This window comes from Trueperella sp. HMSC08B05 (genome assembly GCF_001808405.1).
Classification (GTDB): domain Bacteria; phylum Actinomycetota; class Actinomycetes; order Actinomycetales; family Actinomycetaceae; genus Trueperella; species Trueperella bernardiae.
This window is the reverse complement of record NZ_KV793258.1, coordinates 76,945-103,530: the sequence shown is the minus strand read 5'-3', so window position 1 is coordinate 103,530 and position 26,586 is coordinate 76,945. Positions and strand designations below refer to the sequence as shown.

The following is a 26,586-nucleotide window of genomic DNA, read 5'->3' as shown; positions in this document are numbered from 1 at the left end:
CGCCCGCCACCAGGCGCTCCACCTCTTCGAGCGACGCCATCGTGGTGTCACCCGGGGTGGTCATGGCAAGCGCACCGTGGGCCGCACCATATTCGACGGCCTCGCGCACGTTGCCTTTCTCCATGATCCCGTAGATGAGACCGGAGGCGAAGGAGTCGCCGCCACCCACGCGGTCGAGGATCTCGAGGTTGTCACGCTGGGTGGCCTTGACGAACCCGTCCTCACGGCTCCATGCCACGGCGGACCAGTTGTTAATCGTGGCTGTCTTGACTTCGCGCATCGTGGTGCCGATCGCCTGGAAGTTCGGGTAGGCGGCCGACGCCTTCTCGATCATCTTGCGGAAGGACTCCACCTCAAGGTTGTCGAGGTTCTCGTTCGCGCCTTCGATCTCGAAGCCGAGGGAGGCGGTGAAGTCCTCCTCGTTGCCGATCATCACGTCCACGTACTTGGCCAGCTCGCGGTTGACCTCGCGCGCCTTGTCGAGCCCACCGAAGGCATTCCACAGGGAGGGGCGGTAGTTGAGGTCGTAAGAGACGATGGTGCCGTACTTCTTCGCGGCCTTCATCGCGGCCTTGGCCACCTCGGCTGTGGACTCGGACAGCGCGGCGAAGATGCCACCGGTGTGGAGCCAGCGCACGCCGAGCTCGCCGAACAGGTGATCCCAGTCCACGTCGCCCGGCTGCATCTGCGACACGGCGGTATTCCCACGATCCGAGGTGCCGACCGCGCCGCGCACGCCATACCCGCGCTCGGTGAAGTTCAGCCCGTTACGCACGGTCCGGCCGATGCCGTCGGAGGGAACCCACTTGATGAACTGGGTGTCAAGCCCGCCGGTGAGGATGCAGTCCTCGAGCAGGCGGCCCACCTCATCGCGCACGAGCGCGGTGACGATGGCCCCACGCTTGCCGAAGCAGCGGCGCAGGCCGCGGGCCACGTTGTACTCGCCGCCGCCTTCTGAGGCCGCGAACGAGCGGGTGGTACGAATGCGGCCCTCGCCCGGGTCCAGGCGGAGCATCACCTCGCCGAGCGAGACGATGTCGTAGGCACACTCTTCTACGGGACGCAGCTTAATCATGATCGCAACTCCTTGACTCGCGAGGAGGCCTCCTGCGAGAGCTTAGTAATTGTGTCGAATTCCTTGTTTGTGATGAGGTCTCGCTTGATCATCCATGATCCAGAGACGGAGGCGATGGCGGGGTCGGCCAGCCACTCGCTGAGGTTTGCAAGGTTCACGCCGCCCGACGGCACGAACGCCGTGTTCGGAAACGGTCCGCGCAGCGCCTTGACCATCTTCAGCCCGCCGGCCTCCCCGCCGGGGAAGAACTTAACGGCGGTGGCGCCCACCTCGAGCGCCATCATCACCTCGGTGGCGGTCTGCACGCCGGGCAGGTAGGGGATGTCGCGCTCGGCGGCCACCTCGGCCACGCCCCTGCTGAACCCGGGCGAGACGAAGAACTTCGCGCCCATGTCCGCGGCGCGCTCGGCCTGCTCGCGGTTGAGCACGGTGCCCGCGCCCACGGTCATGCCCTCAACGGCGCTCATTGCCTTGATCGCGTCCGGCCCGGCCTGTGTCCGGAACGTCACCTCGGCGCAGTGGATGCCACCCGCCACGAGGGCGCGGCCGGCGTCGACGGCGTCGGCGGCGTCGTCGATCACGACGACGGGCACGATCGGGTTGGCCTTAAGGAAGGGCAGTGCGTCAGGGATCTGTACCATTAGGCATCCTTTCCGGCGGCGGCCTTGCGCTGGGCGTCGATGGCGTCCCACAGGCCGAGGAGGTACTGGGCGCCGAGGGCGCGGTCGTAGAGCGGGTAGCCCGGGCGGCCCGTCTCGCCCCAGATCATGCGACCGTGATCGGGGCGCACGTGAATGTCGGGCGCGTAGTCGTAGAGGGCCTCGACAATGGCGTGCATGTCGAGGTCGCCGTCGGCGGCCCAGTGCGCGGCCTCCTGAAACTTCTTCTCGCCCAGGTACTTGACGTTGCGGACGTGGGCAGCGGCGATCCGGCCGCGCTTGCCGAACTCGCGGAAGATCGCGGGGACGTCGTTGGCCGGGTTGGAGCCGAGCGAGCCCGAGCACAGGCACAGGGCGTTCGCGTCCGAGTCATTCAGCCCGCAGATCGCGTCGATGTCGTCGCGGTTCTTGTATGCGCGCGGGATGCCGAACAGGTCCCATGCCGGGTCGTCGGGGTGGCAGGCCATGCGGATGCCGACCTTCTCACACGTGGGGATGATGCCGTCGAGGAAGTACTTCCAGTTCTCGCGCAGTTTGTCCACCGTCATATCCTGGTAGAGGGCCATGACCTCGTCCAGGCGGGACAGGCGCTCGGGCTCCCAGCCGGGCAGGGTGAGCCCACCGGACTCCTCGGCCGTGCGCTGGACGATATCCTGCGGGGTCATGCCCTCGATGTCGGCGTGGTCGTAGTACAGGCAGGTCGAGCCGTCCTCGTTGACGTGGGCGAGCTCGGTGCGCAGCCAGTCGAACACGGGCATGAAGTTGTAGATGACCACCTTCACGCCGAACTCGGCCAGGTTCTCCAGGGTGGTGCAGTAGTTGGCGATGTACTCATCGCGCGTGTCAAGGCCGAGCTTGATGTCCTCGTGGACGTTGACCGACTCGATCACCTCGCACTCGAGGCCGGCGGCGCGGACCTGGTCCATCATCTTCGCGATCTCCTCACGGGTCCACACCTCCCCCGCAGCGTACTGCGACAGGACACCCATGGTGCCGGTCATTCCGGGGATCTGCTTGATGTACTGGAGCGGGATCGGGTCGAATCCTTCGCCGTACCAACGGAACGTCATCTTCATGCGAGGGTCTCCTTCAGGGTGGTGCGGACGGCGCCCGGGCCGGCCACGAGTTTGGTGAACAGTTCTTCCACGCGCAAGGCGAGCGGCGTGTCATAAAGGTTGGTGCCGAAAATGGCGGGGTTGGACAGGATGGGCTGAAGGGCCGCGTGGGCGTCCACGTCCCCTCCGAGCTCGACACCGTCCAGGTGGGCCTGCAGCTCAGCCAGCAGCGGGTCCGGGGACGGGTCGAACGGCGCGCCATCGTCGTCGACAGCGAGCAGGTAGCGCATCCAGTTAGCGATCACCAGCGGGATCGCCACGAGTTCGCCCAGGTCACGGCCCTGCGCGAGGTATTTCTTGATGGTCTCCCCGAAGCGGATGCCCACCTTCTGCGAGGTGTCCATCGCAATGCGGGCCGGGTCGTCGGGCAGGAAGCGGTTGGGGAAACGCACCTCGAGCACTTCGCGCAGGAAGTCCTCTGGGTTCACGATTCCGGGGTCGACGACGACGGGCAGGCCCTCCTTCCAGCCGAGCCGCTCGACCAGAGCCCGCAGGTCGGCGTCGCGCATCTCGGAGTCGATCGTGGGGAAGCCGAGCAGCACGCCGGCGGTGGCGAGCGCGGTGTGGAGGGGGTTGAGGCAGGTGGTGACCTTCATGTTTTCGAAGTCGTCGCACACCTGGCGGGAGATGAGGTGAACGCCATGAGCGGCGAAATCCGGCACCTCGCCCACGAGCACGTCCTCAATAATGAGATATTCGGTAGGCTCGGCGTTGACGAAGCCGGCCAGCGGGGTGCGCCCGAGCATCTCGATGCCCATGTCCTCAAAGCCGAGGCCCGCAAGCTCCTCAGCCACGGAGGTGTTGGGGCGCGGGGTGATCTTGTCGATCACGGTGATGGGGAAGGCCACGCGGGCGGCGTCGTCGGCCCAGGCGAACGCCTCGTTAGAGAGCTGGCCCGCCTCGTGCCAGCCGCGCATGATGGTCATGACCGAGTCGCGCAGCTTGTCGCCATTGTGGGAGAAGTTGTCGAAAGAGATGACGTTGATCGGGCCGGCGCCGGCCTCGAAGCGGCGCACGAGCAACCCGGCCAGGTTCGCCATCGTGTTTGCATGGAAGCCGTGCGGGCCGGCGGCGATCGCCGCGAGCGCCTGCTCGGAAAGGTTGCCGGCCGAGTCGTGGATGCCGTAGCCCTTTTCGGTGATGGTCATCGTGATGAGGGTGAGCTCGGGGTTGGTGACGATCTGGGTGAGGCGCTCGAAGTCCTCCGGGCGCTGCCAGGCCAGGCCCTCGGCGATGCCGGCGATCACGCGGTAGTCGCGCGAGCCGTCCGGGTTGAGGATGGTGGAGAGGGTCATGAGGTCGTGTTTGCCGAGTTGGATGTCGAGCTCCGCGGGGTCCATCGGCACGACGGCGGTGATGGGCCAGCGATCGCCGGCGGCCAGGAGGTCGTGGGCGATGCGCGCCGGGAAGACGCGGAAGATGTTGCCGGGACCCAGGTGGATCCAGCGCGGGTTGGCCCGCCCGTCCGCCTGCATGGCGGCGACGTCGAAGGGCGGTAGCTGCACGCCGGCCACTTCGAAGGGGGCGCGGTCGCTTAGTCCTGCGAGATTCAGTTTCATGCTTGGCTCTCCGTTGACCCTAGTCATTTATTTATGCGAAACGCTCGTTTCATACACTTAAACAGTACCCTGTCCCTGTGACACAGTCACTAGTTTCATCATAGTGTGTCGAGCACAACATTCTCCGCGCAACCGAACGCAAGATTCCCCGCGTATTTCATATGGTGGAACGGGCCGCGCTAGAATTAGCCGCATGAGCACACCCAAACCACTGGCAAGCGTCAGCCGCGCCCTCTCGCTCGTGGAATACCTCGCCACCCGCGACCCCGACGGCACCGCACTTGGCACCATCGCCTCCGACCTCGGCCTCAACAAAGCCACCGTCTACAACACGCTTGCCACGCTACGCGACCGCGACTGGGTGGAACAAGACCCCGAAACCGGCTTCTACCGGCTCGGCGACGGCATCGCCCCCATCGCCGCCTACCGCACCTCCACCCGCCGCGCCGTGGACGAACTACGGCCCTACCTTGAGAACATCGGGCGGCGCTTCAACGAACTCGTCCACCTCGGCCAACTTGTGGAAACCGACATCGTTTACCTCGACAAGGTCGAACCCGACCGCCCCATCCGAGTCGTCTCCGCGGTCGGCCGCCACGCCACCGCCGTCACCACCTCGCTCGGCCGAGCCCTCATCGGCTCCTTCCCCGACCGCGACAATCGCCTCCCCTGGTACTTCGAAACCCCCGACATCACCTCGCACACCAAGGCCGACCAGCGCACCCTCCACGACGCCGTCCTCGCCAACTTCACCCGCCTCGACCACGACGGGTGGACCGAAGAAATCGAAGAAAACGAAGTCGGCATCGCCTGCGTGGGCGTCCCGCTCCTCGGCCCGCGCAAAAACTTCGCCATCTCCATCTCCGCCCCCGCCGAACGCATGACCCCCGACTATCGCGCCGAACTCGCCGCCGGCATCCGCGAAGAACTCGACCACCTCCCCTCGAACCTCCACCTCCACACGCGCCCCATCGAGCGCCGATAGGTTCACGACGCCGGTCGCGCGGCCTGCCGGGTAGCGCGGCTGGGGCTCGTGCGGCTCGGACTGTGCCGGTGCTGCTGGAACTAGTGCAACCGGCCGGGCCGGCATCGTCGGCACCCCACACGCGACGTAACTTACAGCAGCGAGCTACGCCACGGCGGCGTCAGAAAACCCGCTACAACAAGCGAAAACTCACGACACACGTAGGGCCCGCGGTGGACATCGGCGAGCGGGCGCGCACCTAATATGGGGAGCATGCCAGGGAACACCGCGAACTCGTTTTCGAGGCCGTATCGTATCCGGGGCCTGGACGGCCTGCGCGCCATCGGAGCACTGTTTGTGCTCGTCTACCACCTGCTGCCGTCCGTGGGCGGGGCCGGGTTCATCGGGGTGGACGTCTTCTTCGTCATCTCCGGGTTCCTCATCACCGCGCTCCTGCTCAAAGAACACGACGCCACCGGCGTCATCGACCTGCCCAGCTTCCTCCACCGGCGCTACCGGCGACTCCTGCCCGCGGTGGTAGTCATGGTGGTGGTCACGCTCGCGCTCGGCCGACTCATCTCCGCCGACGCCGTCACCCAGGCTCGCTGGCAAGCCTTCGGCGCGCTCACCGGCACCTACAACTGGTTCCAGGTGGCCAACGGGTCCAACTACTTCGAGGCGCAGTCGCCGCTACTGCTGAACAACATGTGGTCGCTCGCGGTGGAGCAGCAGTTCTACCTCGTGTGGCCCGTGGTAGTCATGGCGCTCTTGCTTGGCGCGCGGCGGTGGGTCGCGGGGCACGGGGGCGCGGGCGCGGCCGAACGGGACGCCCGTCGTGCGCAGATCGGAGTGATTGCGGGCATCGGCGTCATGTCACTGACGCTGCACGCGTGGCTCGCCGGCGGCGACGTCACCCGCGCCTACGTCGGCACCGACTCCCACATCTTCGGCCTCATGATCGGCGCCGGCATCGCATTCGCCCTGCCCGGCATCATGACCGGCCGGCCGCGCACCGCCTCCCCCCTGTGGGGCGTGGGCAGCTGGGTGGCGCTCGCGGGCCTGACCGTGCTCACGTTCAACGTCCCCGACGCCTCCTGGTTCTACCCCTGGGGCATGCTGCTCGCGTCCGCACTGGCCGGGGTGGCCGTGCGGGGGATCCTGCCCGACGTCGTCGGCACACCCTCCGAGGCCCTCGCCGGGTTGCTCGAGTCGCGGGTCATGGTGTGGATCGGGCAGCGCTCATACGGCATCTACCTGTGGCACTGGCCCCTGTGGGTGCTCGCCGTCTACCACCTCCACATGCCGCGGCCGCTCGCGGCAGCCCTGGTGCTCGCCGTGTCGGTGGCCGCCGCGCACCTGTCCTATACCTACGTGGAGACGCCGATCCGCACCATGGGGCTAGTGGCCTGGGTGCGCTCCATGGGCAAGCTCCCCACCGTCACAACCGCGTGGCTCACCACCGGCGCGCTCGCGCTCGCGGCCACGTTCACGGTCGCGCTCGTCACCTCCCCCGACATGACCGAGGCCCAGGCCGCAGTCGCCGCCGGGAAGCACGCCCTCGCCTCGCACTCCGCCAAACCGGGTGACGGCGCTGGTGAAGCCGGAGGCGCTGGCGGGGCTGGAGCGGCTGAGCCGGGCGGGGCCGCTGGCACCGCTGCGCCCGAGCCCAGCGCCAAAGCGACACCCGAACCGGAACCGACCGCCGCCCCCACGCCCAACACCGGCGCCGACATCACCATCATCGGCGACTCCGTCACCCTCGCCGCCGCACCCGCTCTGCTCGAGACGTTCCCGGACGCCGTTGTGGACGGGGAGGTCTCCCGGTCGATCCGGGTGTTCAAGGGCATCGCCGAGGGATACGCCGCGCAGGGCAAGCTGCGTGGGACCGTGGTCATCTCACTGGGTACCAACGGCGCGATCTCGGTGGAGACCGCGCGTGACATCATGGACTACCTCGGGCCCGACCGCCACGTCGTGTGGGTGACCGCCGCCGCCCCGCACGCTGAATGGGTGCCGCAATCGAACGCCACGATCTCGCAGATCGCCGCCGAATACCCGGACCGCGTGCGGGTTGCCGACTGGGCCGCGATCGCCGCCGCCCACCCCGAACACCTCGCCTCCGACGGGATCCACCCCGGCGGTGAAGGCGGGGCCGAGTACGCGACCGAGGTCAAGCGGGCGGTCGACTCGTTCTGATTTCTGGGCAGCACACGCGGTTCTCAGGGCCCGTCCGACAGAAGTCGTGAAAATACCGGCTACCGATTCCTATAGACACTCGGTGGGCACCAGATTCACGACTTATGGCGGCGCCACCGGGTATCAGGAGGGAATGACCCCGGCGCCACGGCCTGGCAGCCCCACTCACCGAGTCACACCCTTCACACCAGTCACAATTACCTCACCTGCAACATGGGCTCCCGGCCTGGTCGACAGAAGTCGTGAAAATACCGGCTGCCAATTCCTATAGACACTCGGTGGACATCAGGTTCACGACTTATGGCGGCGCCTCCGGGTGCCGGACTGAAATTAGGCTGCCGGCACGGATTATCGGCGCCCGGGCAGGCGGCATTTGTGCCCGCGGCTCGGCGGCTAGTACTCGCCCCCGCGCCAGAGCACCGGCTCGGCGGCGTACTGCACACCCGAGCACTGCAGGTCGGCATGAACACGGGAGGCCCGCAGGTCGATGATGCGCTGGTTGGCGGAGCCGCGGAAGGCGAGGTCGTGGTGGTAGAGACGCTGGATGAACGGCCCGTCCACGAGCACGTCCACGAGGTCGAGCAGCTCGCGCTTGTCGGGGGTGTCGGCCAGGAGCTGTTCGTAGGTGTAGCCGGTCCACACCCACACGTCGCGCGTGGCGGCCTCACCCGCGCCGAAGCGTTCGCGGAAGCGGCGCAACAACGGCAACAGGATCGGGGTGGCCAGCATCGGCTCCCCGCCCAGCAGGGACAGCCCGGCCACGTACGGCTGGGCGACATTTGCGAGGATCCGCTCCTCAAGCTCAGTCGTGTAGGGTCGGCCATAGCGGAAGGACTGCGCCGCCTTGTTGTAACAATTCGGGCACCGGAACGGGCACCCCGACACGTACAACGAGCAGCGCACCCCCTCCCCGTCCACAAAATTGAACGGCTTGTAGTCCGCGACATTCCCGGCGAACAGCGCCCGCCCGTCCCACTCGCAGGGGGCGGGGACGCTGACGCCATCGGCGTTAATCACTCGCGGGCGTCCATGTGCTTGACGCGCGAGGAAATCTCCACGTGGCGGCCGTGGACCATCGGGCGCTTGACCGGGTTGCCGAGGTAGCCACAGGTGCGCTTGACGACGTCGCAGGTGTCCGGGTCGTCGTTACCGCACTCGGGGCAGGCGAAGCCCTCCGGCGTCGGGTCAAACTCGCCCTCGAAACCGCACTCGTAGCAGCGGTCGATCGGAGTGTTCGTGCCGAGGTAGGCCACGCGGTCGTAGGCGTAATCCCACACGGCCTCCAGCGCCTTCGTGTTGTGCGTCAGCTTCGGGTACTCGCAGTAGTGGATGAAGCCACCCTTGGTGAGCGGCGCATACTCGGCCTCGAAGTCGATTTTCTCGAACGGGGTGACCTTCTTGCGCACGTCGTAGTGGAAGGAGTTCGTGTAGTACTCCTTGTCCGTGACGTCCGCGATCACGCCGAACTTCTCCCGGTCCAGGCGGCAGAATCGGTCCGTGAGCGACTCCGACGGCGTCGAGTACACCGAGAACCAGTACGGGTAGCGCTCGCGCCACGCCTCCGCGTAACGGTTCATCGCCCGCAGGATCTCCAGCGTGAAGCCCTTTGCCTCCGGGTTGTCCTCCCAGTTCGGACCGTAGAAGAGGGTGGCCGCCTCGTACAGGCCGATGTACCCCATCGACACCGTTGCGCGGTGGCCGCGGAAAAACTTCTCCACGCCCGTCTCGCTTTCCTCCGCGCGCAGGCCGAACGCGCCGTAACGGTAGAGGATCGGGGCGTTCGCCGGAGTGGCGTCCTCGCAGCGCTTGATGCGGTAAAGCAGGGCGTCCTTGACGATCTGCATGCGCTCCTCGAAGATCTCCCAGAACGCGTCCTTGCTGCCGCGCGCCTCGATCGCGATGCGCGGGATGTTGAGGGTCACGACGCCGAGGTTGTTCCGGCCCGCGTTGATGGCCTCGCCGGTGGCGGGGTCCACCCACTTGGGCAGGAAGGAGCGGCAACCCATGGGGGCCTTGTAGTCGCCCTCGATCTGGACCAGGCGGTCATAGGAGAGCACATCCGGGTACATGCGCTTCGTGGAGCACTCGAGGGCTAGCTGCTTGATGTCGTAGTTCGCGTCCTGCGGGTCGAGGTTGACGCCGCGGCGCAAGCCCATGACCAGCTTGGGGAAGATCGCCGTGTGGCGGTCCTTGCCGATCCCGCCGATGCGGACCTGGAGGATCGCCTTCTGGATCTCGCGCTCAAACAGGCCCGTGCCCAGGCCGAAGCCGAGGGTGACGAATGGGGTCTGGCCGTTGGACGTGTAGAGGGTGTTGATTTCATACTCCAACGACTGCATCGCGTCGTAGATGTCCTTCTTTGTCTTCGCCAGGGCGTAGTCTTCGCGGCGCTCGGGCGCAACCCACTCCACGGCGTCGCGCATGTGCTTGTTGTAGTTGAGCTGGGCATAGGGGGCGAGGACCTCGTCGATGCGGTCCACCGACGTGCCGCCGTACTGGGAGGAGGCCACGTTCGCGATGATCTGGGCGATCTGGGCGGTTGCCGTGTTGATCGACTTCGGGGATTCCACGCGCGCGTTGCCGATCTGGAAGCCGTTCGTCAACATGCCCGGGATGTCGATGAGGCAGCAGTTGGTCATCGGCTGGAAGGGGTTGTAATCGAGGTCGTGGAAGTGGATGTCGCCCTTGATGTGAGCGTTGGCCACCGGCTTGGGGAGCATGTGCTTCAGCGCGTAGGCCTTCGCCACCGAGCCGGCCGTGAGGTCACGCTGGGTGTTGAAGACCGTGGCGTCCTTGTTCGCGTTCTCGTTCACCACCGACTTGTCCCGGCTTAGCAGCTTGCCCACCGAGTGCTGGATGTCCATCGTCTGGTTGCGCTCCACGTCCCGGTCGTGACGGTACTCGATGTAAGCGCGGGCCACCTCCGGGTAGCGCGAAGCCATGAGGTAGTCCTCCACCGCGGACTGGATTGTGGGGATGTCAAGGTTCTCGGCGGGCAGGGAGGCGACCACCGCGTTCGTGGCCTGCGAGCAGAAGGCGTGATCCTCGAGCCCACGGTCATTCATCGCCGCCTCAATGGCCCGGTAGATCTTCGACGCATCGAAGCGGACCGAGCGACCGTCCCGCTTAAGGACGCTGACGGTGGTGACGTTGATGAGTGACATGATCTCTTCCCCTCTTTGAGCGCGCCCAGCCAAGGCCAATGCGTGCGGTGTTCTTGCTGTTGGGCCGCATTTAGCCGGTCGGCTACGCTTTCTGGGCATATTCCAGAAAACACAAGATGTGCCGTCTCGAAAAAACGCGAACACTACATATAGTAGTCGCTTTCGAATCACATGCATGTATTTTTCGCAGTGAGTTTCGCCCGCGACGTGTCTTCACGAACGCGATCCGCGCGCAACCGGGCCAAGCGCGGGCACGATGGGTGCCAACGATCTATGTCTTCTGAGGCGATCGGCGTGTCGCCGGGCCGGATGTTTGTGGCCCTACTAGTCAACTCCTCGCCACGCTGGCAGCATCAAGGATCCCCACGATCGCAGCCGCGCCATCGATCCACGGATTCCACACACCGTGTTGGTGGCACCCTCGAAGGCGATCTTGAGCGCACGGCCGCCTGCCGCTCCGTGCAGGATCACCGTGGCGCCGCGCGCGTATACGCGAGCGGCCTGACCCGTAAAGACGACTTCGCCCATCTGCGTCTTCTCCGTCTTGGCGCCGGCGTGGTCGACGTAGGACGCACCATCTAGACCCTCAATCCGCACGCCCCTGATGTCGTCGACAGCTAGGTAGGTGTGGAGCGCTTCTTCGAACGACGTCGTCTCGTCACCTTGGTTGATGACCGTCAGTTTGAGCTCAAGCTCTGGGCCGAAGGTGACCTCGTAGCGCAACGCGAGGCCAAAGGCTCGGCCGGGGAAGGTTTGGGCGGGTAGGGAGTAGACCGCGGTCACGGAATCGCCCTGCATAGTGGAGCCGTCGAAGTCCCAGGGTGTGATACGCGCCGCGCCGTGCTTCGGCTGGGCTTGGCCGGTCCTGCCGGCGCCGAACCACGGATCCATTATCCGCAATGAAAGTGCGCTCATTAAGCGGGCGCGGTCCAGCCACGAGTAATTCCATACAGTTCCTACCCCAAGCGCCCCACACATCTGGGCGCGCCGCTACTCAGATAGCGTAATCTCTTCGACGAGAACACGCCTAGCGTTCTCAAAGTGTTCGCCTCCGCAGTCGAAGCCCCCGTCGATATCCGACTGTTCGCCAGTCAAAAAGACGTCACCGGCCTTGATCCTTGTGCCGTTGACGTCAAGGTAGGCGCCATCCGCAGGGCCCGTAGCCGTTCCCGCGAAGACAAGCAGCGCGCCGCGCTCATTGATTGGGCACAGTTCATCGCCACCCACCCTGATCTCTTTCAAGGTATTGATGGCCGCAACACTTAAGACATACTCCGCTCGCTGCAGAGTCGGCGCCTTCAGATCCTCGGCTTGGCCGGCGCACCCCGCCAGCGCAAGCAGGAGGATTCCCGCCAGCGCACCACCATTTCGTAGCCTAGCCATATATCAATCTCGCTCCATAGTTATCCCGCACTGCACGCCAATCAGTAACATATGTCGTGGATTGCCCGACCAAGGGATCAAAGTGGCCGGTTATCATTCCCGTTACTCTGACCGAGCTACCGAAGTTGGCGAATACCGGCCCCCCAGAATCACCACCTTGGCTTGAGGTACCACCTCGTAGACTAATGAGGTTGCCATAACAACCGGTACCAAAGCATCGTGATATGCCATAGCTAATTACTTGGTTATTACAAACGTTTCCACTCGTTCTTCCCTGAAAGCACAGCCGATTTCCTTGTGACCCCATGGGGTGCCAAGTGCCCGCCACGGGCTTCCTCTCACCACCAGAAAGGATCTTTCCTTCGTATGTCTTGCCGCTCACAAACTCTGCATCAATGCTCGCATTATATTTGTGTGTAACCCGACCTGAATTAGAAACACCTGCACGCGAAGAAGATGTCCAGACATGCGAGAGCAAATCGAAACAATGACCCGCAGTAAAAAACCCACGTGCACCATTACTATTCTCAGCGGGAATACCACTCGTACACGAATACAAATTCCCCTGCCGATAGCCAAGAATTGACGCTCCCCCAACAAATGGGGCCCGCACATTTTCGTTGTACGCATCGTCTTGATAATATCCCGGCACGAATGAGTATCCAACGCCTGTATCTGGGAGCAGCTCAAGGTCGCCTTCAGTCAGCTCACCGCTCAGCTCAATGGTGTCGCTTTGTGCATGGTAACCAAACGCGACCCGTGCGCCCGTCGCTTGGAAGTGTGCTGTTAACTGCTCCATTGCAGAAGATATCTGTGCGGCAGTGTACTTAGACATCACAACAACCACACTGTCGCGACCATCGCCGGAAAGTGCATCACTCCGTAGGTGAGAAGCATTGGATGACTCTAGTGCATACTCGGGAGAGAGGTTCAATTCCGCCTTCGCGCTTGTCGCATCCTCGCGCGAGATCGCAACATAGCCAACACCCAAGTCCGTATCAAAATACTGTCCCACGATCTCGAAACCGTCAGTAGTGTACGGTGCATCTTCAGGGGGTAGACCGATGTCCCCAGCAGATGCCACATAATACTCAACCGGCTCCGGCATCTCAACAAGTTGCGCAAGTGGAGTATCCGCGACACTCCTTGCGCGCGAATCATTCTCAACATCCGGTGTGGCTGAAACATCGTCAGTAGCCACGCCGAATCCGGTCGCCGCGATCAGAGCAGCGCCCGCGAAGGCTAAACTGAGCGCGTTCTTTTTCACGTGTGGATCTTATCACATTTTCCAGATGTGTGTAAGAATTATAGCATCGAAGCCCCCCCCAACGGTGTTGATTTTTTCAGCGGCTGGCCCGTTTTCTTGCGTTAAAGTCGGGTTTGGACTCAGCTTCATGCTGGGGTGGAGAATCCTCGCTGTAGAATCTGCGGAACACTAACACAAAACCGGGGTGCGACCAGTGCTGGTAAACCACGGTTCCGCTGCTCGGCTTGCCGTGCTAGCCACACGCGTAGGAATGATACGAAGGCGCGGGATATGGCCGTTGATGGCACCAGTTGACGAGGTCCGTCACGTGGTGGTTGGGATGATATTTACTTGTCACACAAGCTAGTACTCATCGCTTTCACGAAGAATCACATGTTGGGCTTACGCCTGTCGACTCCTTCGCTGAAGCTGCGGAATAGGCGAGCCGACCGGCATTATGAAACACCGCGCATCAGTCCTCCCTTGCTAGAGAAGCGTGGGTGTCCAACCCTCGCTCGGAATTGCCTCATGACCGCCGCCTCGAAGCCAGTAACTCGCTCACAGGGCGAGCGTGCGATGTGTCTGTCCTCAACCTGACACAACTGTTGAGTCTGAGCGCGACCGAGCCCATATAGCGATCGGTAGACGCCATATTCAAGAGACGTGTCGGGCGCTGTGTCAGATTCTCAAGAGAAGTGTCGCTCAGCTCGTATAGGCGCACGGGCACTAAGTTCTTCCTATCGGAAGCAGGGCCAACGACGCCGAGCCGGGGGCTGGACCCACAGCGGCGACTGGCGACGCCGAGGCCTCCGCCTGCCGGCGGACCGGCCGGCGGGACACACACCAGCGAGCAAGCACCCTCGCCTACACCGCGCCTGTGGCCGTCAGGTACGTCAGCACCGCCCGCACCCGCCGGTTCTCCTCCCCGGCCGGCAGCCCCAGCTTGGAAAACACGTTCGCCACGTGCTTGGACACCGCCGCGCCGGACAAGTACAGCTCCCCGGCGATCTCTGCGTTCGACTTCCCCTGCGCCATGAGCTCCAGCACCTCGGATTCGCGCGGGGTCAGCGCGTCCAACGCGCTCGCCTTCCCGCGTACCAGCCCCACGGCCACCTCCGGGTCCACCACAACGCCGCCGCCCGCCACGATCGACAGCGAGTGCACGAAGTCCGCCACCCGCGACACCCGCTCCTTGAGCAGGTACCCCAGGCCCCCGCGGTCAGCGCCGGGCCGAGCCATCGCCACCGGGTCGAACAGCGCGGACGCATAGGCGGGCGCCACGTACTGGCTCAGTACCATGACCGACAGGTCGGGGAAGTCGGACCGCAGCTCCACGGCCACCCGCAGCCCGTCGTCGCTCATCGTCGGCGGCATCCGCACGTCCGTGACCAGCACGTCCACCGCCCCCGGATCACCCGCGAGTAGCTCCCGCACAGCCGCGAGCGTGCTGGGCGCGTCGGAGGTCTGCCCCACCACGGTGTGCCCCACACGCTCGAGGATGCCGGCCAGCCCCTCGCGCACCAAGGTCGCGTCATCGGCCAAGAAGATCTTCATTGCACTCCCCCAATCGCACTCTCGCCTCGGTATAGCAGCAGCGGAATCGTGCCCACCACCATCGTGGGCCCGCCCACCGGCGAGTTCACCTCCAGCTTCCCGCCGAACGCGGCCAGCCGCTCGCGCAGCCCGGCCAGCCCATGCCCGGCCACCACCGACGCCCCGCCCGGCCCGTCATCCACCACCGACACCCTCAGCGTCTCATCCGCCGCCAACAGCAAGGTGGTCCGCGCTCCCGGCGCGTACTTCGCCACGTTCGTCAGCGCCTCGGTGGCCAGGAAGTACGCGGCGGCCATCACCCCTTCGGGCATGTCGGGCAGCGCGTGCGGCACCACCACCCGCACCGGCACCGGGCTGCGCTCCGCCGCCCCGCGCACGGCCCTTTCCAGCCCCAGGTCCGACAGCACCTTGGGGTGGATCTCATTCACGGTTTCGCGCAGGGCCCGCAGCGCCTCCTCGTTCGTCTGCAGCGCCCGCGCCACGATCCCCGGCAGGTCCGCGAGCGCCGGCGGGATCTCCCCCGCGGCCCCCGCCATGTCCAGCAAGAACTGTGCTTCCCCGATCGCCATCCCGGAGGCGACGAGGTGCTGTTGGGCACCGTCGTGAAGGTCGCGTTCGATGCGCCGCCGCTCGATCTCGAACGCGGACACGATTTGCCGGCGCGAGTCGGTCAGCTCCTCGACTTGCCGCGCCACGTCCTTCTTCCTCCACATACCTCTAGCCTATCGGCGCCCTCCGACACTCTCGACCCCCGCGCCGTCGCCCCCGCGAAAAGGTAGACCTAGCCCTACCCCCAATTGGGCAGGTAGCACCCTCGAAATCGGTGCCGGCCCGGGTTTGAATGGAACCATGAACGAACTCAATGCAACGCACTTGGTAAAAACGTACGGTAAGGTCCACGCCCTCGCCGGGGTCGACCTCCACATCGACGCGGGCGAACTCGTCGCCGTCATGGGCCCCTCGGGGTCCGGCAAATCCACGCTTTTGCACGTCCTGTCCGGCATCCTTGTTCCCGACGACGGCGACGTGCGCCTTGGCACCACCTCCGTCACGTCGCTGAACGACGCCGGCCGGTCGAAGTTGCGCCGCGAGCGCCTCGGTTTCGTGTTCCAAGACGGGCAGCTGGTTCCGGAGCTGACCGCGCGGGAGAACGTTGCGCTGCCCCTGTTCGCCGCTGGGGTCAAGCGCGGGGAGGGCCTGCGCCGGGCCGAGGAGTGGCTCTACCGCCTCGGGGTGGCGGAGCAGGCGAAGAAGCGCCCGGGCGAGATGTCGGGCGGGCAGGCCCAGCGCGTGGCGATTGCCCGCGCGATGGTCTCCAGCCCGGCGATCATCTTCGCTGACGAGCCGACCGGCGCGCTCGACCAGGCCACCGGCCACGAGGTCATGCAGCTGCTGTCCACCACCGCCCGCATGAACGGCACCACCCTGGTGGTCGTCACCCACGACCTCAAGGTCGCCTCCTGGTGCGACCGCCTGGTGGAGATTCGCGACGGCCTCATCCACACCGATCGCCCAATGTCGCAGGTGCAGGGCGCGGAGGTGGCCCGATGAACACGCTGCAGATGACGGGTCACCTCGCCACCTCCCGGATCCGCAACGCCCGCGGGCACGCGCTGTTGGACGCGCTCGCCGTCGTCGCCTTCTCCGTCTCTTCCTGGCTGCTGCTCACCACCGCCGGGGGCGTGTGGATGTTCTACGAGCGGCTGGACACCACGGGCCCGCGCCTACTCGAGCAGGGCGTCCCGCTCGACGTCACGGACGGGTTGAGCGGGGTCTACATGAGCCTGGCGGTGCTCGCGCTCGGCCTGCTCATTATCCCCCTCCTCTCCCTTGGCGCCTCGGCCGCCCGGCTCGGCGCGAACGGCCGCGCCCGCCGCCTCGCCTCCCTGCGCCTCATCGGACTCAGCGCCGGCCAGGTCAACCTCATGACCCTCGTGGAAACCCTCATCCAGGCCGCTGTCGGCTTCACGATCGGCGGGGCGATCTACCTCCTCACCTTGCCCGCGTGGTCGAACGTGAGCTTCACCACTTTGCCCATCACCACCACCGAGATGCTCCTGCCCTGGTGGGGCTGGCTCGCCGCCGCCGCGCTGGTCGCCGTCATCACGATCGGCTCCACCCTGGCCGGCCTGTGGCGCGTGTCCATCTCCCCGCTCGGCGTCTCGCGCCGGGAGACCCCGAAGGCGATGAAATACTGGCGGGTGATCGGCGTCGTCGCCGCGATCCCGGTGCTGGGCGTCATGATGCAGAACCTCGACCCAGAGACCTCCACCATCGCAAACTTCCTCTTGTCCGCGCTCATGCTCATGGTCTTCTTCCTCACCGTGTCGCTGGCCGGCCCACTGTTCATCCAGATGGCCGCCCGCCCCGTGGCCGTCACGGCCCGCACCCCGCGCCTGCTCGGCACCCGCCGCGTCCTCGACGACCCCCGCGCCGCATGGCGCAACATCTCCGCGATCTCGCTCATGGCGCTCCTGGCCTCCGTGGTCGTGTTCATCATGACCATGGACGTCACCGGCTACGGCAGCATCAACGAGGACGTGGACAACCTCAGACGCACCCTCACCGGCGACATCACCAAGGGTGTCGCGATCGCGCTCGCCTTCTCCCTCATTCTGGGCGCCACGGGCACCCTCATCCACCAGGCCTCCGACGTGTTCGACCGCGCCGAGGAATCCGCCGCCCTCATGCGGATCGGCCTGCCCTACTCCACCCTCCTCAAGGCCCGCCTGTGGCAGGTTATCCCGCCGTTGCTGCTCATGCTCTCCGTGACCATCGGCCTCGGCGCCCTACTCGGCACCTTCGCCGAGCAAAAGGCCAACACCGACAACCTCGTCATCCTCGTGTGGGTGGTCGGCCTCGGCATTGCGCTCACGCTCGCGGCGGTGGTCGCCACCGCACCGATCCAGGCGATGGTGCTGTCCCAAAAGTCGCGCAAGAACGACTAGCAGGCGGTGGCTCCGTCAGAACTCGTGAATCTGCGGTCCACCAGGCTCCTATAGGAACCGGTAGCCGGTATATTCACGACTTCTGTCGGACCGGCGGCTCGCCCGTGCCGGGTGACACGGCAAACCCATGACAGTGGTCATGGAAAAGTCCGGTCACCCGGCACTTCTGCGCGCGCGGGTGGCTGGGCACAATGGAGTCATGAACGCAATCAGCGCCAAGGCGCTTACGAAGAAGTTTGGCAACGTCACCGCCGTGGATGGCATTGACCTGGTGATTGAGCCGGGTGAGGTGGTCGCGCTCCTTGGCCCAAATGGGGCCGGCAAGACCACCACGCTCGACATGATCCTCGGCCTCACCCATCCCACCTCCGGGCAGGTGTCGGTGCTCGGCGGCACCCCGGCGGCGGCGATCCGCGCCGGCCGCATCAGCGCCCTCCTCCAGACCGGCGGGCTACTGGCCGACATGACCGTGCGCGAGTCCGTGGCCTACATCGCCGCGTGCTACCCGGGCGCCCAACCGATCGACTCCGTCATCGAGCGCACCGGCCTCACCCCCATCGCGGGGCGCCGCGTGGGCAAGTGCTCCGGCGGCGAACAGCAGCGCCTCAAGTTCGCACTCGCCCTCCTGCCCGAGCCCGACGTCCTCATCCTCGACGAACCCACCACCGGCATGGACGTGGCCGCCCGCCGCGAATTTTGGGCCAACATCTACGAGGAATCCCACCACGGGCGCACCGTCATCTTCGCCACCCACTACCTCGCCGAAGCCGAGGAGTTCGCCAAGCGCACGATCCTCATGAACGCCGGCCGCATCGTCGCCGACGGGCCGACCTCCCAGGTGCGCTCGATCGCGGGCCTACGCCACGTGCGGGCCACGGCCTGCGCCCTGCCGGCCACGGAACGCGAGACGCTCGCCGCCGAGCTTGCGGCGCTTCCGGGCACCACGGCGTCGTGGGACGGGCAAACCCTCGAGGTGCGCACGGCACACTCCGACGACGCCGCCCGCATCCTCCTCGCCCACCCCATCACCGACCTCATCATCACCGAGGCCTCGCTCGAGGACGCCTTCCTCACCCTGACCTCGACCGAGAAGACTGGAGCCTAACATGATCGCCATCGACCTCAAGCGCATGCTGCGCGACCCCGGAGTCCTGTTCATCATCGGGGTGCCCGTGCTCATGTACCTCATCTTCGGCGCGGCCCAGAGCTACGGGCAGGAGAGCGCGGCGAACGGCAACCTCGCCATGGCGATCATGGTGGGCATGGCCGCTTACGGCGCCGTGGCCGCCACCGCTAGCCTCGCCTCCCAGGCCGGGGTGGAAAAGCTGCAGGGGTGGGGGCGCCAGATCTCCCTCACCCCGCTGACCGCCGGGCGCTACGCGCTCAACAAGTCCCTGACCGCCGCGGCCTTTGCCCTCATCACCGTGGCCATCATCTACGCGGTCGCGGCACCCACCGGCGCGAAGGGCACGGCGTGGGCGTGGGTGGGGTCCTTCCTCATTGTGGCGGTGGGCGCGCTACCGTTCGCGCTGGTCGGGCTGGCGCTCAGCTACGTGATGCGCTCGCAGTCGGCGACGTCGGTGGTCAACGCCCTGGTCCTCCTCTTCGCTTTCGCCGGCAACCTGTTCGTGCCCCTGTCCGGCAAGCTGCTCGAGGCCTCCCGCTTCACCCCGATGTGGGGCTACATCACGCTTGCCCGCTGGCCCGTCGCTGAAGGGATGTGGACCACCGGGCAGGGCGAGGCCTACACCGACGAACTGTGGCAGGCCCTCGTGTCCTTCGGGGTGTGGACGGCCGTGTTCATCGGCCTCGCCGCCCTCGCCCTACGACGCCGGGGTGAACGCCAGTGAGCAGGCGCGCTGAGGGTGCGGCCGGTGCCGAGGGGGCCGGCCGCACCGGCCGTGCTTGGCGCGGACGCGAAGCGGGCTGGTCGGGCAGCACAAGCCGGGCGGGCAGCGCGGGCCGGGGCGACGGCGTCGTGAAACGCTCACGCGAAGAGCTGCGCGAGCAGGTGGGCGGCATGGCAATGGCGTTCGTGTGGCTGGTGTTCCTCATCAATCCGGTGGTGGAGATCCTCGGGCAGACGGAGCCCGCGTGGCTGAAGGCTGTCCAGCTCGGGGGCCTGGCCCTCTTCGCCGCCGCGTACATCACCGGCACCGCCTACGCGCTCACCCGTCCCGACCCCTTCTCCGACACTTTCTACCCCGCCACGGCAGTAGCCGTCGCCGTGTCCGGCGCCATCTTCATCGCCAACACCGCGGTCTACCCCGGCGCCGCCGCACTTGGGATCTACGTGGTGGCCCAGCTCGTCATCACCCTGCCCCCGCGCATCGGGTATTGGGCGGGAGGGCTGCTGTGTGCGGTCGTCGTCGGGCTGATCTCGCGCCTGCCGGGGGACGGGATGTGGGCCCTGGGGTTCATCGCGGTGGCCGTGTACGTCTCCACCATCGGCAGCAGCTACTTCACGCGCCAATCCGAGCGCGACAAGCGCGCCGCCCGCCGCGAAGCCACCCTCGACGAACGCGAGCGCATCGCCCGCGACGTCCACGACGTCCTCGGCCACACCCTCACCGTCATCTCCCTCAAATCCGAGCTCGCCAACAAACTCCTCGACCGCGACGTCGAGCGCGCCCGCGCCGAAATCGCCGACATCCACCAGCTCAGCCGGCAAGCCATCGCCGAGGTCCGCTCCACCGTGTCCGGGCTCGCCGGGCGGCAGCTGGCCGCGGAGCTCACGCACATTGAGGAGGTCGCCGACGACGCCGGCATCGCCCTCACCATCACCGGCAGCGCCGACGACGCCGACCCCAGCCACCGCATCCTCTTCGGCTGGGTGGTGCGTGAGGCGATGACCAACATCGTGCGCCACTCGGGGGCGCGACACGCGTGGATCAAGATTGGTGCACAGAGGATCGTGGTGGCCGACGACGGTGTGGGGTTCTCGCCGATGTCCGAGGGCAACGGACTGCGCGGGCTACGCCAGCGCGTGGAGAACGCCGGCGGTAGGCTGAAGGTGACAAGCCCCGGGCCGGGCGGGCGCGGGGCGCAAATCGAGGTGGAACTGTGAGCCCAATACGCGTTGTTCTCGCTGATGACCAGGCGCTCGTGCGGGGCGCGCTCGCCGCGCTACTCTCGCTTGAGGACGGCATCGAGGTGGTGGGCGAGGCCGGGGACGGCGAGGAACTCGTGGCGCTGGTGGGCAAGGTGGCGCCGGATGTGGCGCTGGTGGACATCGAGATGCCCGGCATGGACGGGATCGAGGCCACGCGGCAGATCGCGGGCCGGTGGCCGGAGGTGAAGTGTCTGGTGGTGACCACGTTCGGGCGGCCGGGCTACCTGCAGCGGGCGCTGGAGGCCGGGGCACGCGGGTTCGTGGTGAAAGAAACACCCGCCGAACAGCTGGCCGACATGGTCCGCGGCGTGCACGCCGGCAAGCGCGTGATCGACCCGGCGCTCGCCACCGAATCCCTGTTTTCCGGGGCGAACCCCCTCACTGCCCGCGAGCGCGAGATCCTGCGCATCGCCCTCGAAGGCGGGAAAGTGGCTGATATTGCGGGGCGCGTGCACCTGTCCAAGGGGACGGTGCGCAACCACCTGTCCTCGGCGATCGGGAAGATGGGCGTCACTACGCGGAGCGAGGCAGCGCGGGCCGCCCAGGACCAGGGGTGGCTCTAGGCGGCGTGGTAGGGCCGGGCTGCCAGCCCGTGCCGGCGGGCGCGGCGGGCTCTTCTGGTCGACCCGTGGCTAACTAGTGAATCTGAGCCCGAAAACGCCAGATTTCCGGACCAAAACCACCAAACTCACCTGTTAGCAACACGGGCCTCACGCCGGTAGAGCACAATCTCGCGCCCGAGGTAGACCGCAATGAGGAGCAACACCGCAATGGAGATGGGCAGCCACCAGGGGAACCGCGGGAGCTCGGAGGCCTGGCCGGCGCTGTCGACGTCGGCGGCAGGGGTGGGGATGATGCGCTCGCCGGTAACAAGGATGCGGTGGCTGTTGACGCCGAGCGGGGTGCAGGTGATGAGAGTCGCCAGGTCGCGGCCGGGCTCAACGAGCACCGCTTGACTGTCTTGGGGCTCGACCACTTGCGTGGAGAAGACGCGGTACGTCAGCACCTCACCAAAGACCTCGAGCGTAAAAGTGTCTCCCTCTTTGACCTGGTCGAGGTTGTTGAAGAGGGTAGCTTCGGGCAGACCACGGTGTGCGGTGATCACCGTCCGGGTGGAGTCCCCGCCCACGGGTAGCGACGTTCCCTCCAGATGACCTGCGCCCTTAAGTAGTGTCTCCTCGCTCGTGCCATGGTAGATCGGCAGATCCACGTCGATCGACGGAATGCGGATCCTGCCCATGATCCCCGCCTCGCCAGCCTTCAGCTGCTGGTCGTAGGGCAGGACGTCCGGGTTCGATTCGAGGTCAACGACGCCGGAGCCGTGCGGCACGTGCTCGTTCGATCCGACGACAGCCCCAGAGGCGAGCAGATCGTTGTATTGGCGTGCTTCTTGGACTTGTTCGCGGCGGTCCGGCTCGACGTGGTCGACCAGGTTGGCGTAGGAGTCGACCACCTTGGACTGGTCCCACTGACTTTTCCATGAGGCGATCGTGGGGTAAAGAATGAGCCCGCTCCCGGCTAGGACGAGGAGCGCGATGATGAAGGCACTGACGAGGCGACGCATGCGTAGATACACAGTTGTGGGGGTGCTGAGGCACCCCCACAACTCTAGGTGATGTTAGCTCCGCTTACGCGAACGAGAGTTCACCGCGTAGAGTGCCACGCCGGCGCCCACGAGGCCCAAGCCGAGCACGGTCAGCAGCGCCGTGCCCGCCGCACCGGTGAGGGGCAGATCCGGGCCGTCTTGCGGGGTGTTCGTCACGGTGGTGAGTTGCTCAGTCGGGGTCGTGACCTTACCGGCCTTGATCGTCACCTTCGTCACCGTGTCAGGAAGGACGTAGCCGGCCGGAGCCTTGGTCTCCTTGAGGCAGAACTCCTTCGTCGCCTGGTCGGCTGCGGTGCCCTTGTCGAACGTTCCGAGGTAAATGCCGGTGAAGGAGACGACGCCGTCTTCGCCAGAGACCGCTGTCACGATCGGGTCACCGGTGGTCTGGTCGCCATTGCACTGGTAGAGGCCGAACTCGGCACCCGACAGCTCCTTGCCCGGGTTATCTGCGTCCACCTTCTTGAACTTGTAGTCGCCGAAGTAGGGATCCTTGGTCGGGTCGATCGGCGGGGTGGGGACGTTCGGATCCTCGAAGGGGTTGTACTCGTTGTCGATCGGCCACGCGCTGTTCTCGACGATGCCGTTCTCGGGGATCGCGGTCACCGTGGTTTTGAGGACGAACTTGACGGTGTCACCCTTCTTGATCTGTGCACGCGCAGTCTCGCCGAGCGTGATCTTAACGCCGTTCTTCCCGCCGGTGAGCGGCTCGACAGTAACGTCCGTCAGCGGATCGACGGCGTCCTTCAGGTAGACCTTCGCAGACTGGTCAACATAGCTCAGGTAGTCCTTGAGCTCATCGACCACGCCGAATGCCGACGGGGTGTCGGTGGTCGCCGTCGTCGTGATGGTCCACTCAAGGACGTCACCCACCTTGTGCGTGTCCTTGTCGTCCGAGACTTCCTTAGTACCCGGTGTCTGGACGACGTTCTTGGGGTAGACGTGGACGTTGGTGATCCACTTGCCGTCAAACGGAAGCGGGATGGTCACGAAGAACGGGGCCGCCTTCTTCGTGATGGCGTGCTCGCCCGTCCCGGTCTCCTCGACGAGGTAGACGCCCATGTCGAGGCTGTTGACTGCTACCGATCCGTCCTCAGTGGTCGTCACCTTCTGGGAGGTACCCCTGGTGATACCGTTCTGACCAACCTGGTCGACAGTCAGGGTCGAGACCTTCTGCCAATCAGCATTCTTGTTCAGGTCAAGACCTTCGATCTTCGTGACGGTGAACTCCACGCCCTTAAGCGGATCGCTCGGCGCGGCCGAAGTTCCGTCCGGCTTGAGCTGGTTGGTGTTGCCGACTTCCTTGTGCTTGTGGATCGTAATCGACCCTTGCCCGGTCGGCATATCGCCCGGAGCGGCGTTTGCAACGCCCACACCGAGGGTGAGGACGGAAGCCAAGGCGACGACCGTCGTCGCCACAGCGCGCTGCTTCAATTTCTTGAGAAACTGCACTCGAGTACCTTTCGTCTTGTGGGCTGAACTTCGCCCTGTTTCAGTGACGCTTGCGCGGTTGCGCGAGCCTTATGAGCAGGGCGAAACTGAGGACCCCCGCACCCAGAAAGGCGTAGAAGTCGCGTCCGATCCCGCCGGTGAGCGGAATCGTAGGTCCGGCCTGTAGTGTGTTGTAGATCGCCTTCGCTCCCGCGAACGTCACGTCCGGGTTGTCGGCGGCGATTGTGAAGGTCGTGGGCGTCGCGTCGAGGACGTAGCCCGCGGGAGCCTTCGTTTCCACCAGCTCGTATGTGCCGAGCGGGAGGCCCGTGACCTGGATAATTCCGGCCCGGGAGTCTGTGTCGTTGTGCGCCGAGCGCTCGCAATCGGCGGGAGAGTTGCCGACGCAGTCGGTGATCGTCCACGTGTCGGTCGTCGTCGTGTTCGTCAGCTTCCACTCCGACCCGCTTAGCAGCGGCTCGTCACCCGTGGCCGCCGCGCCTTGCTTCGCACGCTTCTCGAAGGTCAGCGAGCCCCTGATTGGCGTGTTGACCACCGCGTTGTGCCACTTGTGCCCGGTCACGGGATCTTGACCGTCGTAGAGGTCTACCTTATGTGCCTCCTGCGACGGCGAGCTGATCGTGAACGTGTAGGTCTTGCCCGACTTCACGTAGCCCGCGGGGGCGACCGCTTCCGTCAGCGTGTAGGTGCCGCGACCAAGCCCGGTGAGGAGCAGCCGACCCTCCTCCGTGTCCTGGTCGATGCCGCCGGGAGCTGTTGCGTCGGGGACGGTAAAGCTGGGCGCTTCCTGCGTGGCGCCGTCGACGGTGAAGGTTGCGCCGTCCTCGCGTGCGAGCGTCCACGATGAGCCGGCGAGCAGCTCGCCGTCCTCGTTCACCTTCGCCCACTCCATCTTGCCGTTGGCCTTCGCCGAGTTCGTAAACGTGCACACCACGTCACCGACGGCATTTGGAATGGTGACGCTCGCCGTTGCCGTGGCGCCCGAAACCTTCGGCGTCGTGGGCTGGACGCCGCCATCACAGCGAAGCGTGACGGTATAGCCCTCCAGCGTGGCGCCGGGGCGGTTGATCGTCTCAGAGAGGGTGACCCGCGTTCCCGCGAGCACCGGGAGCCGCTCGGTGGTGACCTCGGTTTGCTCGCCTGAGGTGCTCGCCTCCCGGGAGATGTTGTTCGTCCCGACTCTCACCGTGAACTGGTCGGCGGCGTCCACGCGGCCATTGACGACCTTCCTCACGGCAACGGACGGGATGACAGCTTCGCCTGCAAGATCGGAGATCTGGCCCACCCACGGCGTTGGCCGATAGTAGGGGCGGCCCGCGCCAGTTCGTTCTTCGCGCCAAGCGGCAAGCGGATATGCCCACGGCGAGTTCGGGTCCATCTCCCAGTAGGTGCCCAGCTCGCCGACGTGCGGCATCGAGCGAATCTCGCGTGCAATACCGTTGGCGTCGTGCTGGTAGAAATGCGAAATGGAGTCGGTCTTCTTGTAGTTCGACGTGATGAGCGAGCCGTCGGGCCCAATCGAGATGCCCGTCGTCTGCGCCGCGTCAGAGTTTTGCTCACCGATGGACTGGCCTTGACGAATTTTCGAAGTGCCAAGGTGATAGGAGGCGAGCTCGCCGCCCCGGGCCGAAGCGAGGGTGTCCCGTGTCACCACCTCAAAGCTCACCTCGTTGTAGCCCGCGTTCGAGCTGCCCGGAATATCGGCCTGCAGATGGGAAAACACCACCACAAGATCGCCGGATTCGGTGAACGTCAAGTCGCCGTTGTTGTCGCCATTCGAGCCCCCAGGCGCGGAATCGCGGACGTCGCCGACCTTGTCTAACCTGCCATCGGGCGTCATCTTGTACACGTGCGCGACAAGGCGCTTGTCATTGTCCGGGCCTTCGCGATCCGTGATCGCGAGGTAGTACGTTCCGTCGGGGGCCACCTGACCGCCGTTGAAGGTGAGATCCTTGAGCTCGTTGCCACCCGGCACCTTCTTGTAGGGGAACTCGAACTCGTCTCCGAACTTCCTCCACTCCGTGTCGCCCGGCGTGTACTTATAGACTTGGAAAAGCGGCGCCTTTGAGGAGCCACTCTTTCCCTCGTAGGGGGTGCCAGTCTGCCCGACCTTCAGCGTCGCGTACCGAGTGCCGTCCTCCCCAACGCCGAGAGCGTTGTAGTTCAGGCCCTTGGAGAAGTAGCAGTACTTGCCATCCGTTCTTGTGGGGCGGGCGTCCTTACACTCGGCGCTGCTCAGCGGACTACGAACCTCCCGCCGGGTGTTGGGGCTCGTGTAGGAGGTGAGGTTCTGGATGCCGGGCAGGTACGGCGGCAACGGGGCGAGGTCCGCCGTCGCCGGATTGAAAAGGTAGAGCTCACCGTTCGTGGACAGGGCCTCGATACCCGGCGCCGAGCCTGCCGCACCCAGTGCGGCGAACGTGAGCGGACCCGAGTCTTCGAACCCGTCAGAATTGGGCTCCGCGAAACTCCGATCGCCCTCTTGCGTATCTGCCTCCGGATCGCCCTCGGCCGTATCCGGAGCGGCTAGCTCAGAAAGCTGCTCTCCCCCCCCCC

General features: G+C 65.5%; 22 protein-coding genes and 1 pseudogene. 9 read left to right on the top strand and 14 right to left on the bottom strand.

The genetic code is table 11. The annotated features are described in order from the left end of the window. From HMPREF3167_RS06895 to HMPREF3167_RS06880, 4 genes are all read right to left on the bottom strand, one after another. The coding region (locus HMPREF3167_RS06895; protein ID WP_070446192.1) for a sugar kinase at positions 1-1,075 on the bottom strand (1,075 nt) is incomplete at its 3' end. Continuing rightward, positions 1,072-1,716 (bottom strand): bifunctional 4-hydroxy-2-oxoglutarate aldolase/2-dehydro-3-deoxy-phosphogluconate aldolase, encoded by a 645-nt coding sequence (locus tag HMPREF3167_RS06890; RefSeq protein ID WP_068538890.1) that lies wholly within the window; start codon positions 1,714-1,716, stop codon positions 1,072-1,074. The genes HMPREF3167_RS06890 and HMPREF3167_RS06895, both read right to left, overlap by 4 nt. Beyond that, entirely contained in the window at positions 1,716-2,810 is a 1,095-nt protein-coding gene (locus tag HMPREF3167_RS06885; protein ID WP_062612763.1) for a mannonate dehydratase, read from the bottom strand. Before HMPREF3167_RS06885 ends, HMPREF3167_RS06890 begins: the two co-directional genes overlap by 1 nt. Next, positions 2,807-4,408 carry a mannitol dehydrogenase family protein gene (locus tag HMPREF3167_RS06880; protein ID WP_070446190.1) on the bottom strand — a complete coding sequence of 534 codons (1,602 nt, stop codon included), beginning with the start codon at positions 4,406-4,408 and terminating at the stop codon, positions 2,807-2,809. Before HMPREF3167_RS06880 ends, HMPREF3167_RS06885 begins: the two co-directional genes overlap by 4 nt. 193 nt (positions 4,409-4,601) lie before the next feature. Here HMPREF3167_RS06880 and HMPREF3167_RS06875 point away from each other — a divergent pair, with 193 nt between their 5' ends. Then, positions 4,602-5,393, top strand: a complete 792-nt coding sequence (locus HMPREF3167_RS06875; protein WP_068538892.1) for an IclR family transcriptional regulator — start codon at positions 4,602-4,604, stop codon at positions 5,391-5,393. A gap of 252 nt (positions 5,394-5,645) precedes the next feature. Beyond that, positions 5,646-7,568: an acyltransferase family protein gene (locus HMPREF3167_RS06870; protein ID WP_062612767.1), complete on the top strand. Its 1,923-nt coding sequence runs from the start codon at positions 5,646-5,648 to the stop codon at positions 7,566-7,568. Positions 7,569-7,961: 393 nt separating this feature from the next. Here the strand turns inward: HMPREF3167_RS06870 and nrdG are convergent, their stop codons facing one another. The 5 genes from nrdG to HMPREF3167_RS09665 all read right to left on the bottom strand — a co-directional run bounded on the left by nrdG (position 7,962) and on the right by HMPREF3167_RS09665 (position 13,382). After that, the gene (gene nrdG, locus HMPREF3167_RS06865; protein WP_068538893.1) at positions 7,962-8,585 is read right to left on the bottom strand and encodes an anaerobic ribonucleoside-triphosphate reductase activating protein; all 624 of its coding nucleotides are present in this window, start codon (positions 8,583-8,585) and stop codon (positions 7,962-7,964) included. Then, the gene (gene nrdD / locus HMPREF3167_RS06860; RefSeq protein WP_068538894.1) at positions 8,582-10,732 is read right to left on the bottom strand and encodes an anaerobic ribonucleoside-triphosphate reductase; all 2,151 of its coding nucleotides are present in this window, start codon (positions 10,730-10,732) and stop codon (positions 8,582-8,584) included. The genes nrdG and nrdD overlap by 4 nt, the downstream gene beginning before the upstream one ends. A 324-nt stretch (positions 10,733-11,056) precedes the next feature. Beyond that, positions 11,057-11,623 carry an aldose epimerase family protein gene (locus tag HMPREF3167_RS06855; protein ID WP_070446188.1) on the bottom strand — a complete coding sequence of 189 codons (567 nt, stop codon included), beginning with the start codon at positions 11,621-11,623 and terminating at the stop codon, positions 11,057-11,059. A gap of 99 nt (positions 11,624-11,722) precedes the next feature. Then, positions 11,723-12,115 (bottom strand): hypothetical protein, encoded by a 393-nt coding sequence (locus HMPREF3167_RS06850; RefSeq protein ID WP_068538896.1) that lies wholly within the window; start codon positions 12,113-12,115, stop codon positions 11,723-11,725. After that, entirely contained in the window at positions 12,108-13,382 is a 1,275-nt protein-coding gene (locus tag HMPREF3167_RS09665) for a chymotrypsin family serine protease (RefSeq protein WP_148132413.1), read from the bottom strand. The genes HMPREF3167_RS06850 and HMPREF3167_RS09665 overlap by 8 nt, the downstream gene beginning before the upstream one ends. Positions 13,383-13,517: 135 nt before the next feature. Between HMPREF3167_RS09665 and HMPREF3167_RS10080 the strand changes: the two are divergent. Beyond that, positions 13,518-13,763 (top strand): annotated as a pseudogene (locus HMPREF3167_RS10080) (IS256 family transposase); the annotation flags it as partial. A gap of 462 nt (positions 13,764-14,225) precedes the next feature. On the opposite strand, the gene HMPREF3167_RS06845 reads toward HMPREF3167_RS10080, so the two are convergent. Both HMPREF3167_RS06845 and HMPREF3167_RS06840 read right to left on the bottom strand, forming a co-directional pair. Continuing rightward, positions 14,226-14,915, bottom strand: coding sequence for a response regulator transcription factor (locus HMPREF3167_RS06845; RefSeq protein ID WP_062612774.1), 690 nt, complete (start codon positions 14,913-14,915; stop codon positions 14,226-14,228). Continuing rightward, a complete protein-coding gene (locus tag HMPREF3167_RS06840; protein WP_062612776.1) occupies positions 14,912-15,628 on the bottom strand; it encodes a sensor histidine kinase in 717 nt (238 codons plus the stop codon). Before HMPREF3167_RS06840 ends, HMPREF3167_RS06845 begins: the two co-directional genes overlap by 4 nt. Positions 15,629-15,764: 136 nt before the next feature. On the opposite strand from HMPREF3167_RS06840, the gene HMPREF3167_RS06835 reads away from it, so the two are divergent. The 6 genes from HMPREF3167_RS06835 (at position 15,765) to HMPREF3167_RS06810 (ending at position 21,538) form a co-directional block, all read left to right on the top strand. After that, positions 15,765-16,466, top strand: coding sequence for an ABC transporter ATP-binding protein (locus HMPREF3167_RS06835; protein ID WP_062612778.1), 702 nt, complete (start codon positions 15,765-15,767; stop codon positions 16,464-16,466). Beyond that, on the top strand, positions 16,463-17,863 hold the full coding sequence (locus tag HMPREF3167_RS06830) for an FtsX-like permease family protein (protein ID WP_070446187.1): 1,401 nt from the start codon (positions 16,463-16,465) through the stop codon (positions 17,861-17,863). The genes HMPREF3167_RS06835 and HMPREF3167_RS06830 overlap by 4 nt, the downstream gene beginning before the upstream one ends. 199 nt (positions 17,864-18,062) lie before the next feature. Then, a complete protein-coding gene (locus HMPREF3167_RS06825) occupies positions 18,063-18,968 on the top strand; it encodes an ABC transporter ATP-binding protein (RefSeq protein ID WP_068538898.1) in 906 nt (301 codons plus the stop codon). A gap of 1 nt (position 18,969) precedes the next feature. Then, positions 18,970-19,713, top strand: coding sequence for an ABC transporter permease (locus tag HMPREF3167_RS06820; RefSeq protein WP_068538899.1), 744 nt, complete (start codon positions 18,970-18,972; stop codon positions 19,711-19,713). 128 nt (positions 19,714-19,841) lie between these two features. Further along, the gene (locus tag HMPREF3167_RS06815) at positions 19,842-20,930 is read left to right on the top strand and encodes a sensor histidine kinase (protein ID WP_068538900.1); all 1,089 of its coding nucleotides are present in this window, start codon (positions 19,842-19,844) and stop codon (positions 20,928-20,930) included. Beyond that, complete coding sequence (locus tag HMPREF3167_RS06810; protein ID WP_068538901.1) at positions 20,927-21,538, top strand: response regulator transcription factor; 612 nt, start codon at positions 20,927-20,929, stop codon at positions 21,536-21,538. Before HMPREF3167_RS06815 ends, HMPREF3167_RS06810 begins: the two co-directional genes overlap by 4 nt. Positions 21,539-21,663: 125 nt before the next feature. Here the strand turns inward: HMPREF3167_RS06810 and HMPREF3167_RS06805 are convergent, their stop codons facing one another. From HMPREF3167_RS06805 to HMPREF3167_RS06795, 3 genes are all read right to left on the bottom strand, one after another. After that, positions 21,664-22,539, bottom strand: coding sequence for a class C sortase (locus HMPREF3167_RS06805; protein ID WP_062612787.1), 876 nt, complete (start codon positions 22,537-22,539; stop codon positions 21,664-21,666). A gap of 54 nt (positions 22,540-22,593) precedes the next feature. After that, complete coding sequence (locus HMPREF3167_RS06800; RefSeq protein ID WP_062612788.1) at positions 22,594-24,030, bottom strand: SpaH/EbpB family LPXTG-anchored major pilin; 1,437 nt, start codon at positions 24,028-24,030, stop codon at positions 22,594-22,596. A 40-nt stretch (positions 24,031-24,070) separates the two neighbouring features. Continuing rightward, a partial coding sequence (locus HMPREF3167_RS06795) for an MSCRAMM family protein (RefSeq protein WP_246825747.1) occupies positions 24,071-26,586 on the bottom strand: 2,516 nt, incomplete at its 5' end.